Annotated in this window: 13 protein-coding genes and 1 pseudogene; 12 read left to right on the top strand and 2 right to left on the bottom strand. The window is 68.6% G+C overall.

The annotated features are described in order from the left end of the window. The 5 genes from ACFU53_RS41140 to ACFU53_RS41120 all read left to right on the top strand — a co-directional run. On the top strand, positions 1–375 hold a 375-nt coding region (locus ACFU53_RS41140), incomplete at its 5' end, for a zinc-binding dehydrogenase (protein WP_384004697.1). After that, positions 375–1,004, top strand: a complete 630-nt coding sequence (locus tag ACFU53_RS41135; protein ID WP_384004695.1) for an MBL fold metallo-hydrolase — start codon at positions 375–377, stop codon at positions 1,002–1,004. The genes ACFU53_RS41140 and ACFU53_RS41135, both read left to right, overlap by 1 nt. Positions 1,005–1,201: 197 nt before the next feature. Beyond that, positions 1,202–1,564, top strand: a complete 363-nt coding sequence (locus tag ACFU53_RS41130) for a bifunctional 3-phenylpropionate/cinnamic acid dioxygenase ferredoxin subunit (RefSeq protein WP_384004693.1) — start codon at positions 1,202–1,204, stop codon at positions 1,562–1,564. Further along, entirely contained in the window at positions 1,561–2,724 is a 1,164-nt protein-coding gene (locus ACFU53_RS41125; protein WP_384004691.1) for an NAD(P)/FAD-dependent oxidoreductase, read from the top strand. Before ACFU53_RS41130 ends, ACFU53_RS41125 begins: the two co-directional genes overlap by 4 nt. Positions 2,725–2,855: 131 nt before the next feature. Next, the gene (locus ACFU53_RS41120; RefSeq protein ID WP_384004689.1) at positions 2,856–3,986 is read left to right on the top strand and encodes an aromatic ring-hydroxylating dioxygenase subunit alpha; all 1,131 of its coding nucleotides are present in this window, start codon (positions 2,856–2,858) and stop codon (positions 3,984–3,986) included. A gap of 9 nt (positions 3,987–3,995) precedes the next feature. On the opposite strand, the gene ACFU53_RS41115 is transcribed toward ACFU53_RS41120, so the two are convergent. Further along, complete coding sequence (locus ACFU53_RS41115; protein WP_384004699.1) at positions 3,996–4,742, bottom strand: IclR family transcriptional regulator; 747 nt, start codon at positions 4,740–4,742, stop codon at positions 3,996–3,998. 200 nt (positions 4,743–4,942) lie between these two features. On the opposite strand from ACFU53_RS41115, the gene betA reads away from it, so the two are divergent. The 3 genes and pseudogenes from betA to ACFU53_RS41100 all read left to right on the top strand — a co-directional run bounded on the left by betA (position 4,943) and on the right by ACFU53_RS41100 (position 6,994). Then, entirely contained in the window at positions 4,943–6,622 is a 1,680-nt protein-coding gene (gene betA / locus ACFU53_RS41110) for a choline dehydrogenase (protein WP_384004687.1), read from the top strand. Between the two features lie 3 nt (positions 6,623–6,625). Then, positions 6,626–6,822: pseudogene (locus tag ACFU53_RS41105) on the top strand (5,10-methylenetetrahydrofolate reductase); the annotation flags it as partial. Between the two features lie 13 nt (positions 6,823–6,835). Beyond that, on the top strand, positions 6,836–6,994 hold the full coding sequence (locus tag ACFU53_RS41100) for a hypothetical protein (protein ID WP_384004685.1): 159 nt from the start codon (positions 6,836–6,838) through the stop codon (positions 6,992–6,994). A gap of 105 nt (positions 6,995–7,099) precedes the next feature. Here ACFU53_RS41100 and purU read toward each other — a convergent pair whose 3' ends face one another. Continuing rightward, positions 7,100–7,981, bottom strand: a complete 882-nt coding sequence (gene purU / locus ACFU53_RS41095; protein ID WP_384004683.1) for a formyltetrahydrofolate deformylase — start codon at positions 7,979–7,981, stop codon at positions 7,100–7,102. 218 nt (positions 7,982–8,199) lie between these two features. Here purU and ACFU53_RS41090 point away from each other — a divergent pair, with 218 nt between their 5' ends. Genes ACFU53_RS41090 through ACFU53_RS41075 form a run of 4 tightly spaced genes read left to right on the top strand, consistent with a single transcriptional unit; the run spans position 8,200 to position 13,798 of the window. Further along, positions 8,200–9,669, top strand: a complete 1,470-nt coding sequence (locus ACFU53_RS41090; protein ID WP_384004682.1) for an aldehyde dehydrogenase family protein — start codon at positions 8,200–8,202, stop codon at positions 9,667–9,669. A 20-nt stretch (positions 9,670–9,689) separates the two neighbouring features. Next, positions 9,690–10,778: a glycine betaine/L-proline ABC transporter ATP-binding protein gene (locus ACFU53_RS41085; protein ID WP_384004680.1), complete on the top strand. Its 1,089-nt coding sequence runs from the start codon at positions 9,690–9,692 to the stop codon at positions 10,776–10,778. Next, the gene (locus ACFU53_RS41080; RefSeq protein ID WP_384004678.1) at positions 10,778–12,808 is read left to right on the top strand and encodes an ABC transporter permease; all 2,031 of its coding nucleotides are present in this window, start codon (positions 10,778–10,780) and stop codon (positions 12,806–12,808) included. Before ACFU53_RS41085 ends, ACFU53_RS41080 begins: the two co-directional genes overlap by 1 nt. Before the next feature lie 12 nt (positions 12,809–12,820). Beyond that, on the top strand, positions 12,821–13,798 hold the full coding sequence (locus tag ACFU53_RS41075; RefSeq protein WP_384004676.1) for an ABC transporter substrate-binding protein: 978 nt from the start codon (positions 12,821–12,823) through the stop codon (positions 13,796–13,798). Positions 13,799–13,854: the final 56 nt, after the last annotated feature.

Below are 13,854 nucleotides of genomic sequence, written 5' to 3'. Positions count from 1 at the left end.
GAGGCGATCCGCGAGCTGACCGGCGGCTTCGGCGCCGACGTCGTCATCGAGGCGGTGGGCCGCCCGGAGACGTACAAGCAGGCCTTCTACGCCCGTGATCTCGCCGGTACGGTCGTCCTCGTCGGCGTGCCGACCCCGGAGATGAAGCTGGAGCTGCCCCTGCTGGACGTCTTCGGCCGCGGTGGCGCGCTGAAGTCGTCCTGGTACGGCGACTGCCTGCCCTCCCGGGACTTCCCGATGCTCATCGACCTGTACCTCCAGGGCCGCCTGGACCTGGACGCCTTCGTCACGGAGACCATCGCGCTGGACGACGTGGAGAAGGCCTTCGAGCGGATGCACCGTGGTGACGTACTGCGCTCGGTGGTGGTGCTCTGATGGCCGCCCGTATCGAGCATCTCGTCACCTCGGGGACGTTCTCCCTGGACGGTGGCACCTGGGACGTCGACAACAACGTGTGGATCGTCGGCGACGACGACGAGGCCGTCGTCATCGACGCCGCGCATGACGCCGAGGCGATCGCCGGGGCCCTCGGCGGGCGCACCCTGCGGGCCATCGTGTGCACACACGCCCACAACGACCACATCGACGCCGCCCCCGAACTGGCGGCGCGCACGGGGGCCCCGATCCTGCTCCACGCCGACGACCTGCCGCTGTGGAAGCAGACCCACCCCGACCGGACACCTGACGGCGAACTCGCCGACGGCCAGGTCCTCACCGTGGCGGGTGTCGACCTGACCGTGCTGCACACTCCCGGCCATGCTCCCGGGGCGGTCTGTCTGTACGCGCCGGACCTGACGGCACTCTTCAGCGGCGACACCTTGTTCGCGGGCGGGCCAGGGGCGACGGGAAGGTCGTACAGCGACTTCCCGACCATCGTCGACTCGATCCGCGACCGGCTGCTGACGCTGCCCGGCGACACCGTCGTGCACACCGGACATGGTGAGACGACCACCGTCGGTGCGGAGGCCCCGCACCTCCGGGAGTGGATCGACCGAGGCTTCTGACCACCCCCGCGACGACCTCCGCGCGGCGCCCGTACCACCTGTTCCCGCAGGTGGTACGGGCGTTTCGAGCTGCCCTGACGACGGCCGGCGCACCTGTCCGAAGCGGGCCCTTTGACGCCTTGACAAGGATTCTGGGCGACCCTCAGACTGTTGTTGCGCTTACCGCAATCCGTTTCGCTATACGCACCCGAGGTGTCATGATGATTCCCGCGTGCCGTCTCGCAGATCTCCCGCGAGGCGAGGCCATCCGGCTCGACGTCGACCCGCCGGTCTCGGTGTTCCATACCGACGACGGCGAGGTGTTCGCCATCGACGACACCTGCACCCACCAGGACGCCTCGCTCGCCGACGGCTGGCTGGAGGGCTGCGAGGTGGAATGCCCGCTGCATGCTTCGAAGTTCGACCTGAGGACCGGTGCCGTCGACTCTCCGCCGGCCAAGCTCCCGGTCCGGACCCATGAGGTCCTCATCGAGGACGGCATGGTCTACGTCCAGGTGTCCACGGACGCCCCCAACCTGCCGCCCTGCGTCGCGGCCCGGCTCGCCGGAGGTCCCGCGTGAGGACCGTGGCCGTCGTGGGCGCCTCGCTCGCCGGTCTGTCGGCGGCGCGCTCGTTGCGGAAACAGGGCTACGACGGACGGCTGGTCATCATCGGTGACGAGCCCCACCGTCCGTACGACAGGCCCCCGCTGTCCAAGGAGTTCCTGGCCGGCGACATCGGCGAGGCCGACCTCGCCCTCGAGACGGACGGCGAGGACCTGCGGGCGGAGTGGCTGCTCGGAACCCGCGCCACCGGCCTCGACCGCACACGGCGTGCGGTCCGGCTCACGGACGGCAGGGAGATCCAGGCCGACGGCTTCGTCATCGCGACCGGCGCGGCCGCACGCCGGCTGCCCGGTTCCGACGGCCTGACCGGAGTCCACGTCCTGCGCACCCTGGACGACGCCCGCGCGCTGCGGGACGAACTGGCCCGGGGCGGACGGCTGGTCGTGATCGGCGGCGGGTTCGTCGGAGCCGAGGTCGCCTCCACCGCCTATGCCCTCGGGCTGGACGTGACGGTCGTCGAAGCGGCACCGACGCCGCTCGCCGCCCCGCTCGGCCAGGCCATGGGGAGCATCGTCTCCGCCCTCCATCTGGACCACGGCGTACGGCTGTTGTGCGGCGTCGGCGTCAAGGGGCTGAGCGGGGAGCGCAAGGTCGAGGCCGTCCTGCTCGAGGACGGCCGCAGCATCCCCGCCGACATCGTCGTAGTAGGGGTGGGCGCACTCCCGTGCGTCGAGTGGCTGGAAGGATCCGGCGTCACGCTCGACAACGGCGTGAAGTGCGGCGCGGACGGCCGCACCAGCCTGGCCGGCGTGGTCGCGGTCGGTGACTGTGCCTCCTGGTACGACCCCCGCGCGGGCCTCCATCGCCGCGTCGAACACTGGACCGGCGCACAGGAACGCCCGGCGGCGGCCGTCGCCACGCTGCTGGCCGGGGGGGCGGTGGAGCCGGGTGTGCCCCGGCCGCCGTACTTCTGGTCGGACCAGTACGGCGTGAAGATCCAGTTCGCCGGCCACGCGGCCGGTGCCGACAGCGTGACGGTCGAGGAAGGCGCACCCGACGACCGCAACGTCCTGGCGGTCTACCGGCGCGCCGGCCATCCGGTCGCCGTCCTCGGGATGAACCAGCCACGGCTGTTCACCCGTTGGCGCAAGCAGCTCGCCGCCGCGGCATCTTGACACCGCGCAGGCTCCCTCGCATGCTGCGGTTTCACATGGTGCGCAGCGTTGCACCACACACAACACCGTCCGGAGTCGCTCTTCCTGGCGCGTGACTGCCCGATCCACCACGTTCCCCCGAGGAGTGCAGCGTGACCTCGACCAGCCTGCCGGACAGCCTGATCGCCACCCTCCCCGGCTCCTCCTACACCGATCCCGCGATCTTCGCCCTGGAACAGGAGCGCATCTTCGAGACGATGTGGTTCTGCGTCGCACGCTCGTCGGACCTGGCGAAGCCCGGCGCCTTCCGCACCGTCGACGTGGGCCGCGAGAGCATCCTCGTCACCCGCGCCCGGGACAACTCGATCCGCGCCCACTTCAACGTCTGCCGGCACCGTGGAGCCAAGCTCTGCACGGAGGAGAGCGGCGAGGTCAAGCGGGCCTTCCAATGCCCGTACCACGCCTGGACCTACGGCCTGGACGGCAAGCTCGTCGCGGCGCCCAACCTCACCAAGATGCCCGACATCGGCCGCACCGAGTACGGCCTGGTCAGCGTGGCCGTCCGCGAATGGCTCGGCTACATCTGGGTCTGTCTGGCGGAGAACCCGCCCTCTTTCGAGGAGGACGTCATCGCCGATGTCGTCGGCCGCCTCGGCGACGTCGAGTCGATCGAGCACTACGGCGTCGAGAACCTCTCGGTCGGCAAGCGGATCGTCTACGACGTCAAGGCGAACTGGAAGCTCATCATCGAGAACTTCATGGAGTGCTACCACTGCGCCACCATCCACCCCGAACTCACCGAGGTGCTCCCCGAGTTCGCCGACGGCTACGCCGCCCAGTACTACGTCGGGCACGGCGCCGAGTTCGGTGCGGAGGTCCAGGGCTTCACCATCGACGGCTCCGAGGGCCTCGACCGCATCCCCGGAGTCTCCGAGGAGCAGGACCGTCGGTACTACGCGATCACCGTGCGGCCGCAGGTCTTCATCAACCTCGTCCCCGACCACGTGATCTTCCATCGGATGTACCCGGTGGCCGTGGACCGCACGGTCGTCGAGTGCGACTGGCTCTACCTCCCGCATGTCGTCGACAGCGGCAAGGACGTCAGTCGGTCCGTGGAACTCTTCGACCGGGTCAACCGGCAGGACTTCGAGGCGTGCGAGCGCACACAGCCCGGAATGCACTCACGGCTGTATGCCAAGGGCGGTGTACTGGTGCCCAGTGAGCACCACATCGGCGCCTTCCACGACTGGGTGAACGAGCGTCTGGGCGGCGGCGCGCAGTAGCCGGCCCGGTCAGCCCAGGTAACCCATGCGGTGGCTGATCTCCTCGGCGCCCTTGATCAGCACCGGGGCCAGCTCGCGCATCCGCTCCTCGGTGAACCGGTACGAGGGTCCGGAGGCGGTGAGGGCCGCGATGACCTCGCCCTCCCGGTCGAGTACCGGCGCGGCCATGGCGTGCAGGCCGATCTCCAGTTCCTCCTGGGTCCAGGCGTAACCGGCCTCCCGTACCTCGACGAGGTGCTTCTCGAGCTTCGTCTTCGAGGTGATGGTGTGCGGTGTGACCTTCTTGAGGCCGGCCTCGGCAAGCAGCGCGGCGCGCTGCTTGGCGGGCAGGTAGGCCAGCAGGACCTTGCCGCTCGACGTCGCGTGCAGCGGCGTCAGCTGGCCGACCCAGTTGTGCGCGGTGACCGCTCCGGGACCGCGCACCTGGTAGAGGTTGACCGCGTAGTGCTCCTGCAGTACCGCGATGTTGACGGTCTCGCCGAGCTCCTCGGCCAGGCTCTCGCAGACCGGGCGGCCCTGCTGGGTGATGTCGATGCGTCCCGTCACCGCACCGGCCAGGCGTACGATGCCGAAGCCGAGACGGTACTTGCCCCGCTCGCCCGCCTGTTCCACCAGCCCGCGCGTCTCGAGGGCGCCGAGAAGGCGGAAGGCGGTGGACTTGTGAACATCGATTTCTGCGGCCACTTCGCTGACGCCTGCCTCGCCCCGGTGGGCCAGGATCTCCAAAACGCTGATGGCGCGGTCCACGGACTGCACTCCGCCGGCCTGCGAGTTCGAGGTTTCCGTGTCGTTGCTGTAGTTGCTCACAGTGAAACTATACGCGTAGTAAACAACACCATTGCAAGTAACGGCGGCGAAACAATGACCCTGCAAGTTGCGTTGTTCGCAACCTAGTGCGTATAGCGCTACTCGACTAGCATGCTCGCGTATCTACGGCGCGAGCGAGACGAGGCACCATGGCTCCCTTGCAATACGACTTCGTCATCGTCGGCGGCGGATCAGCCGGCTGTGCATTGGCGAACAGACTCTCCGCGGACCCGGCGAACCGGGTGCTGGTGCTGGAGGCCGGCCGGTCCGACTACCCGTGGGATGTCTTCATCAACATGCCCGCGGCGCTGACCTATCCGATCGGCAGCCGGTTCTACGACTGGAAGTACGAGTCCGAGCCCGAACCCCACATGGGCGGCCGACGCGTCTACCACGCCCGCGGCAAGGTGCTGGGCGGCTCCAGCAGCATCAACGGCATGATCTTCCAGCGCGGCAACCCCATGGACTACGAACGCTGGGCGGCCGACGCCGGGATGGAGAACTGGGACTACGCGCACTGTCTGCCGTACTTCCGGCGCATGGAGAACTGTCTCGCGGCCGACCCGGACGACGAATTCCGCGGCCACGACGGCCCCCTCGTCCTCGAACGCGGTCCCGCCACCAACCCGCTCTTCGGTGCCTTCCTCAAGGCCACCCAGGAAGCGGGCTACGCACCCACGGACGACGTCAACGGCTACAGACAGGAAGGTTTCGCCAAGTTCGACCGCAACGTCCACCGCGGACGTCGGCTCTCGGCCTCGAAGGCGTACCTCAAGCCCGCCACGAAGCGTCCCAACCTCACCGTCAAAACCCGCGCCCTCGTCACCCGAGTCCTCTTCGAGGGCAAGCGGGCCGTCGGTGTCGAGTACCGGCGAGGGCGCGGCGCCCTCCAGCAGGTCCGCGCCAAGGAAGTCATTCTCTGCGGCGGCGCGATCAACTCCCCGCAGCTGCTGCAGCTCTCCGGCGTCGGCAACGCCGAGGAGCTGAGCGCCCTCGGCATCGACGTCGTCCACGACCTCCCGGGCGTCGGCGAGAACATGCAGGACCACCTGGAGGTCTACGTCCAGTACGCCTGCAAGCAGCCCGTCTCCATGCAGCCGTACATGGCGAAGTGGCGCGCACCCTTCATCGGACTGCAGTGGCTCTTCCGTAAGGGCCCGGCCGCCACCAACCACTTCGAGGCCGGCGGGTTCGCCCGCAGCAACGAGGACGTCGAGTACCCCAACCTGATGTTCCACTTCCTGCCGATCGCCGTCCGCTACGACGGCTCCTCGCCGTCCGGAGGCCACGGCTACCAGGTGCACGTGGGTCCCATGTACTCCGACGCCATCGGCTCGGTGAAGATCAAGAGCAAGGACCCGCGCGAACACCCCGCGCTGCGGTTCAACTACCTCTCCACCGAGCAGGACCGCCGCGAGTGGGTCGAGGCGATCCGCGTGGCCCGCAAGCTCCTCAGCCAGGCCGCGCTCGCCCCCTACAACGACGGGGAGGTCTCGCCCGGCCCGAAGGTGGAGTCGGACGAGGAGATCCTCGCCTGGGTCGCGAAGGAGGGCGAGACCGCCCTGCACCCGTCCTGCACCTGCAAGATGGGCCCCTCCGCCGACGAGATGGCCGTCGTCGACCCGGACAGCATGCGGGTGCACGGCGTCGAGGGCCTGCGCGTGGTGGACGCGTCGGTGATGCCGTACGTCACCAACGGCAACATCTACGCACCGGTGATGATGATCGCGGAGAAGGCCGCCGACCTGATCCTCGGCAAGGAGCCGCTCGCGCCGTCCAAGGCCGCGTACTACCGCCACCGCGACGCGCAGCAGAAGCAGGCAGGGTAGACGTTGGCCGCCGCGCGGCTCCGGGCGCTGCTGCGCGGCGTCCGCTACGAGGTGCTGCCGCGAAGGCGACCGAGGACAAGGTTCTCGCCCATGTTCCACGCGACGTCGTGGTCACCGTGACGGCGTCGCCGGTCAAGGGCCTGGAACCGACCCTCGACCTTGCCGGCCGACTACGGCCGGGGACCTGGGGGTACCTCCCACGCCCTTAAGGCAGTGGGGGAGCCGCCCAAGACCGTTCGGGGCGCGCGGCTGAACGGGCTCACTCCCGCTCAGTCCATAGGAACGGTGGCCGGGCTGCACCTGTTCACGTTCAGCCAGATCGCCGAGACGGAGGCGTGGCGCCGCGCGCTGCTGGAGCGGATCGGGGGCTGAGCCCTGGCTTTCGCCCCCCGCCACCCCTGGTCCGCCGGGCCGCAGGACGTATACAACGCGGGGCGGGGACCGGGTTCCGGTCTCCGCCCCGCGATCACGTGTCCCTCAGCGGAAGACCACCGTGCGGTTGCCGTCCACCATGACGCGGCTCTCGCTGTGCCACTTCACCGCGTGGGCGAGGACCTGTGCCTCGACGTCCCGGCCGACGGTGACCAGGTCTCCTGGGTCGAGCGAGTGATCCACCCTGACCACGTCCTGCTCGATGATCTGTCCCTCGTCCAGGTCCGGTGTCACATAGTGCGCGGTCGCGCCGACGAGCTTCACCCCGCGGTCGTAGGCCTGGTCGTACGGCTTCGCGCCCTTGAAGCTGGGGAGGAAGGAGTGGTGGATGTTGATGGCGTGGCCCTCGAGCTGCTTGCACAGGCCGTCGGAGAGGACCTGCATGTAGCGGGCCAGCACCACCAGGTCGATGTCCAGGTCGCGGACCAGCTCCAGCAGGCGCGCCTCGGCCTGGGCCTTGGTGTCCCTGGTGACCGGGATGTGGTGGAAGGGGACGCCGTAGGTGTCCGCCAGCCCCTCGAAGTCCCGGTGGTTGGAGACGATCGCGGGGATCTCGATGTTGAGGGCACCGGTGCGCTTGCGGAAGAGCAGGTCGTTCAGGCAGTGCCCGAACTTGGACACCATGATGAGCGTCCGGGTCGGGGTCGACGCCTCGCTCAGGGCCCAGGAGATGCGGTACGCCTCGGCCACGGGACCGAACCGGTAACGCAGAGTTTTCATGTTCGCGTCCGGATCGGAGACGTCGAAGTGGACCCTCATGAAGAATCGGCCCTGGAGTCGATCATCGAACTGCTGGCTCTCCAGGATGTTGCCCGAGTTCCTGACCAGAAAGCCGCTCACTGCGTGGACCAGTCCGGCACTGTCGGGACAGGAGAGGGTGAGGACGAACTCACGGCCAGGTTGCGGTCGGGGGAACCTAACAGACACGGCAGCCTCCGTCGGTGCGTATTGCACAACATGGTGAGCGATACGCAACATGGTCGGCTCGGTGTCGCTCGCGGTCAAGAGCGGTCGGGCAAGTGCTCTCATGGTGAAATCGTCATCAGTCAACCTCTTGACGTAGGTCTATGGCATTCGCAAAGGTGTTCCACCACAAGCAATTGAATGCACGATGCGCAACGCATTACAGCTGAAGGGCTTGGCGCGTGGCAGACCTGTATATGGCTGGGGAATGGCGGGATCCGGTGGCCGGAGGGCGCCGGGAGATCCGCTGTCCCGCTGACGGCACGCTCACCGTGACCGTATCGGAAGGGACACGTCCCGACACCGAGGCGGCGATCGCCGCGGCCCGCGGCGCCTTCGACGCGGGGCCCTGGCCGCACACCCCCGAGCGGGAGCGCGGGGCGCTGCTGCTGCGCACCGCCGACCTCATCGAGCGCGATGCCAAGGAGTTCGCCCGCGCCGAATCTCTGGACAGCGGCAAACGGCTGGTGGAGAGCGAGTACGACATCGCCGACGTCGTCTCCTGCTTCCGGTACTACGGTGGTCTCGGCGGCACCGACGCCGGCCGGGTGATCGACACCGGACGCGACGACGCCGTCAGCCGGGTGATCTACGAGCCCATCGGCGTCTGCGGGCTCATCACTCCCTGGAACTACCCGCTGCTGCAGGCCAGTTGGAAGGTCGCCCCGGCCCTCCTCGCCGGCAACACCATCGTCCTCAAGCCCAGTGAGCTCACCCCCTCCACCTCGATCCTGCTGATGAAGGCGCTGGCGGAGGCCGGACTCCCGGCCGGCGCGGCCAACCTCGTCCTGGGCACCGGGCCCGAGGTGGGCGCCCCGCTCTCCGAGGACCCGCGCGTCGACATGGTCTCCTTCACCGGGGGACTGGAGACCGGCAAGCGGATCATGGCCACCGCCGCGGCGACCGTGAAGAAGGTGGCGCTGGAACTCGGTGGCAAGAACCCCAACGTGATCTTCGCCGACGCGGACTTCGAGACGGCCGTGGACTTCGCTCTCACGGCCGTCTTCCTGCACTCGGGCCAGGTCTGCTCGGCCGGCGCGCGGCTCATCGTCGAGGACTCGCTCCACGACCGCTTCGTCGACGAGGTCGTTCGCCGCGCCCGGCAGATCCGGCTCGGCGGCCCCTTCGACCCCGAGGCCGAGACCGGGGCGCTGATCTCCGCCCAGCACCGGGAGAAGGTCGAGGCGTACGTGGCGGCAGGGCTCGCCGAGGGCGCCGTGCTGCGCTGCGGCGGCGAACGGCCCGACGACCCGGCCCTCGGGGACGGCTACTACTACCCGCCGACCGTGCTCGACGAGTGCCGACAGGACATGCGCGTGGTGCACGAGGAGTCCTTCGGGCCCGTGCTCACCGTGGAGCGCTTCACCGACGAGGACGACGCCGTACGCATCGCCAACGACACCGAGTACGGACTCGCCGGAGCCGTCTGGACGCAGGACGCGGGCAAGGCCCAGCGGGTCGCCCGGCGGCTGCGCCACGGCACGGTGTGGATCAACGACTACCACCCCTATGTGCCGCAAGCGGAATGGGGTGGCTTCGGGCATTCGGGCGTGGGCCGGGAGCTGGGACCGACCGGCCTGAACGAGTACCGAGAGCCCAAACACATCTGGCAGAACATCCAACCCCGGCCGCAACACTGGTTCCGCGGCTGAATGCCGAGAAGAGGTCGATCGTGACCCCAACACAGACCGAGGCGCCGCAGCGGCGCAGCACCCCCGAGGACTCGGACGGTACTCCGGTCATATCCGTGCGCCGGCTGTGGAAGGTGTTCGGGCCGAAGGCCGACCGGGTTCCGGAGTCCGAGGAGCTGTGCGGCCTCACCCGCCGTGAGCTGATGGACCGTACGGGATGCACCGCCGCCGTGCGCGACGTGAACTTCGACGTGCGCAAGGGTGAGGTCTTCGTCGTCATGGGTCTGTCCGGCTCCGGCAAGTCCACGCTGGTGCGATGTCTGACCCGGCTGATCGAACCCACCGCCGGGGAGATCGTCTTCGAGGGCGAGGACATCCGCGAGGCGGACGCCAAACGCCTGCGCGACCTGCGCCGCCGCAAGTTCTCCATGGTCTTCCAGCATTTCGGACTGCTGCCCCACCGCCGTGTCGTCGACAACGTGGCCTTCGGCCTGGAGATCCGCGGCATGAGCAAGGCGGAGCGCACCAGGCGGGCCCTGGAGGTCGTCGAACTGGTCGGTCTCTCCGGTTACGAGAACTCCTACCCCGACCAGCTCTCCGGCGGTATGCAGCAGCGCGTCGGCCTGGCCCGGGCGCTGGCCGGCGACCCGGACGTGCTCTTCTTCGACGAACCCTTCTCCGCCCTCGACCCGCTGATCCGCCGCGACATGCAGAACGAGGTCATCCGGCTGCACCACGAGGTCGGCAAGACGATGGTGTTCATCACCCACGACCTCTCCGAGGCCCTCAAGCTGGGCGACCGCATCCTCATCATGCGCGACGGCAAGATGGTCCAGTGCGGCACCGGCGACGAACTGGTCGGGGCCCCCGCCGACGACTACGTACGTGAGTTCGTCAAGGACGTCCCGCGCGGCGATGTGCTCACCCTGCGGTGGATCATGCGCCCCCCGAAGGACGGCGACGCCCTGGACGGCCCCGAGCTGGGCCCGGACGTCGTGGTGCGGGAGGCCACCCGGGCGGTACTGGCGGCCGACAAGCCGGTCAAGGTCGTCGAGAACGGCGAACTGCTCGGCATCGTCGGCGACGAGGAGATCCTCGCGGTGGTCGCCGGGCAGGAAGGCGGCATGTGATGACCGTCGCCGTGGAGAAACCGGAACAACCGCAGAAGCCGGAGCAACCCCAGAAGGTGGACTCCGCGCCCCCGTCCGCCTCACCCGCCGCCCGCGCGCGCAGGGTCGGGCGCGGCACGGTGGTGGCCGCGATCCTGATCGCCTGGCTGGTGCTCTTCGCCGTGCTGCGCGGCAAGCAGACCCTCACCCTGGCCGCCGCCGACCTCACCGACCTGCACCGCTGGATCAACGACCTCAACGACTCCGTCGGCGCCAACCGCAACTCCAACCCGCTCTTCCTGTACTTCTTCAACGAGATCCGTCTGGTCATCGACACCCTGGTGACCTTCGTCCAGGAACTGATCTCACAGCCCTCCGTCGAGCGTCCCGTCCCGCAGATCGGCTGGCTCGGCGTCGTCGGCATCGCGGGCTATGTCTCCTGGGCCGTGGGCAACTGGCGGGTCGCTCTCCTGTCCGTGGCCGGCTTCACCTTCTTCGGGTTGCAGGGCCTGTGGCAGGAGAGCATGGACACCCTGGCGCTCACCGTCTCCGCGGTGTTCGTGGCGCTGCTGTTCGCGATCCCGCTGGGCGTCTGGGCGGGACTGTCCGAGCGGTTCAACCGGTTCGTGACGCCGTTCCTGGACTTCATGCAGACGATGCCGACCTTCGTCTACCTGGCCCCGCTGACCCTGTTCTTCCTCATCGGCGGAGCCTCCGCCACGATCGCCACCGTGATCTACGCGGCGCCGCCCGCGATCCGTATCACCGCGCACGCCATCAGGTCCGTGCCGGAGACCACCGTCGAGGCGGCCGACTCGCTCGGTGCGACACGGTGGCAGGCGCTGCTGAAGGTCCTGCTGCCGATGTCCAAGCGGACCGTGGTGATGGGCGTCAACCAGTCGATCATGGCCGCCCTGGCCATGGTGACCATCGCCGCCCTGATCGACGCGCCCGGCCTCGGCCACACCGTCCTGCAGGCCCTGCAGTCGCTCGACGTGGGCACGGCCTTCAACGCGGGCCTCGCCATCGTCGTCATGGCGATCGTCCTCGACCGGGTCACCACCGCCGCCAGCGCACGCCAGGAGACGGCCCGGCGCTCGGACGGCCGGTTCGTCACCTGGCGGCGGCCGCTGCTGGCCGCCGGCGGCGTGGTCACGGTGGTCCTCGTCTACATGTCGCACACCTACGTGTGGGCCGCCGAGTTCCCCGGCGAGGGCGGCGTCGGCAGCTCCATCGCGAGCGCGGCGGACACCACGACCACCTGGGTGCAGGACAGCCTCTCCGGCCTGACCAACGCTTTCCGCGACGCCATCACCAACGGTCTGCTCAACCCGTTCCAGTCGCTGCTCACCGACTCGCCGTGGTGGCTCGTCGCCGCGGTGCTCATCGCGCTCGGCACGGTGCTCGGAGGCTGGCGCGCCGGCGTCACCGCGGCCGTGTGCGTGGGCCTGCTGCTCGGCACGGGCCTGTGGTCGGACAGCATGACCACGCTGGCGTCGACCCTCGTCGCGACGGTGCTGGTGATGGTGCTCGGCATGGCCGTCGGCGTGTGGATGGGACGCAGCGCGCTCGTGGACCGGGTGCTGCGGCCCACGCTGGACGCGGCGCAGGTCATGCCGCCGTTCGTCTATCTCGTGCCGTTCCTCGCCCTGTTCGGCGCGACCCGCTTCACGGCCATCGTCGCCGCGATCGTCTACGCCGCTCCGGTCGCCATCAAGATCATCGCGGACGGGGTGCGGGCCGTGCCCGCGGCCACCGTAGAGGCGGCCACCTCCGCCGGGTGCAACACCTGGCAGATCATCACCAAGGTTCAACTGCCCATGTCGCGCAGTGCCCTGACGCTCGCCACCAACCAGGGCCTGATCTATGTACTGTCGATGGTTGTGGTGGGCGGCCTGGTGGGAGCGGGTGCCCTCGGCTACGACGTCGTGGCCGGATTCTCGCAGGGGCAGTTGTACGGGAAGGGACTCGCGGCGGGCCTCGCCATCGTCCTTCTCGGAGTCATGTTCGACCGGATCACGCAGGCCGCGGCGCGGCGCGTAAGCGCATAAGGAGCACTGACCATGGCAACACGGATACGACAGTGGAGAGCCGGAGTGGCCGGACTGGCCGTTCTCGGCCTCGCCCTCACCGCCTGCGGCGGTGCGAAGGTCGGTGACAGTTCCTCGGGCTCGGAGAGCTCGGGCGACTCCGGCAAGTGCGGCACCTTCAACCTCGCCGTCAACCCGTGGGTGGGTTACGAGGCGAACGCGGCGGTCGTCGCGTACGTCGCGGAGAACGACCTCGGCTGCAAGGTCACCAAGAAGGACCTCAAGGAGGAGATCGCCTGGCAGGGCTTCGGGACGGGCGAGGTCGACGCCGTCATCGAGAACTGGGGCCACGACGACCTGAAGAAGAAGTACATCACCGACCAGAAGACGGCCGTCGAGGCCGGCGCGACCGGCAACAAAGGCCTGATCGGCTGGTACGTGCCGCCGTGGCTGGCGAAGGAATACCCGGACATCACCGACTGGAACAACCTCGACAAGTACGCCGACAAGTTCAAGACCTCCGAGTCGGGCGGCAAGGGCCAGCTCCTCGACGGCGACCCGTCGTTCGTCACCAACGACGAGGCCTTGGTCAAGAACCTGAAGCTGGACTTCAAGGTGGTGTACGCGGGCAGCGAGACCGCGCTCATCCAGGCCTTCCGCAAGGCGGAGAAGGACAAGGAATGGGTGATCGGCTACTTCTACGAGCCGCAGTGGTTCATGTCCGAGGTGCCCCTGGCCAAGGTCAAGCTGCCGGAGTACAAGACGGGCTGCGACGCCGACACGGAGAAGGTCGCCTGCGACTACCCCGTCTACAACCTCGACAAGATCGTCAGCACGAAGTTCGCCGAGTCGGGCAGCCCCGCCTATGACCTGGTCAAGAACTTCACCTGGACGAACGACGACCAGAACACCGTGGCCAAGTACATCGCCGTGGACAAGATGACGCCCGAGGCGGCGGCCAAGAAGTGGGTCGACGCCAACCGCGACAAGGTCGATGCCTGGATCAAGTAACCCGGGGCGGGAACCGGTCGAACATGCCCGGTGGGCGGTGCGCACAGGTGTGCACC

The organism is Streptomyces sp. NPDC057474 (genome assembly GCF_042802555.1).
In the GTDB taxonomy this organism is placed as follows: domain Bacteria; phylum Actinomycetota; class Actinomycetes; order Streptomycetales; family Streptomycetaceae; genus Streptomyces.
The sequence above is the reverse complement of the archived record's forward strand: the minus strand, read 5'-3'. Positions and strand labels throughout refer to the sequence as shown.

Bases quoted from the DNA above. Each gene is read 5' to 3' on its own strand.
- ACFU53_RS41135 (WP_384004695.1), top strand. From the start codon at position 375: ATGGCCGCCCGTATCGAGCATCTCGTCACCTCGGGGACGTTCTCCCTG.
- ACFU53_RS41130 (WP_384004693.1), top strand. From the start codon at position 1,202: ATGATGATTCCCGCGTGCCGTCTCGCAGATCTCCCGCGAGGCGAGGCC.
- betA (WP_384004687.1), top strand. From the start codon at position 4,943: ATGGCTCCCTTGCAATACGACTTCGTCATCGTCGGCGGCGGATCAGCC.
- ACFU53_RS41080 (WP_384004678.1), top strand. From the start codon at position 10,778: ATGACCGTCGCCGTGGAGAAACCGGAACAACCGCAGAAGCCGGAGCAA.
- ACFU53_RS41075 (WP_384004676.1), top strand. From the start codon at position 12,821: ATGGCAACACGGATACGACAGTGGAGAGCCGGAGTGGCCGGACTGGCC.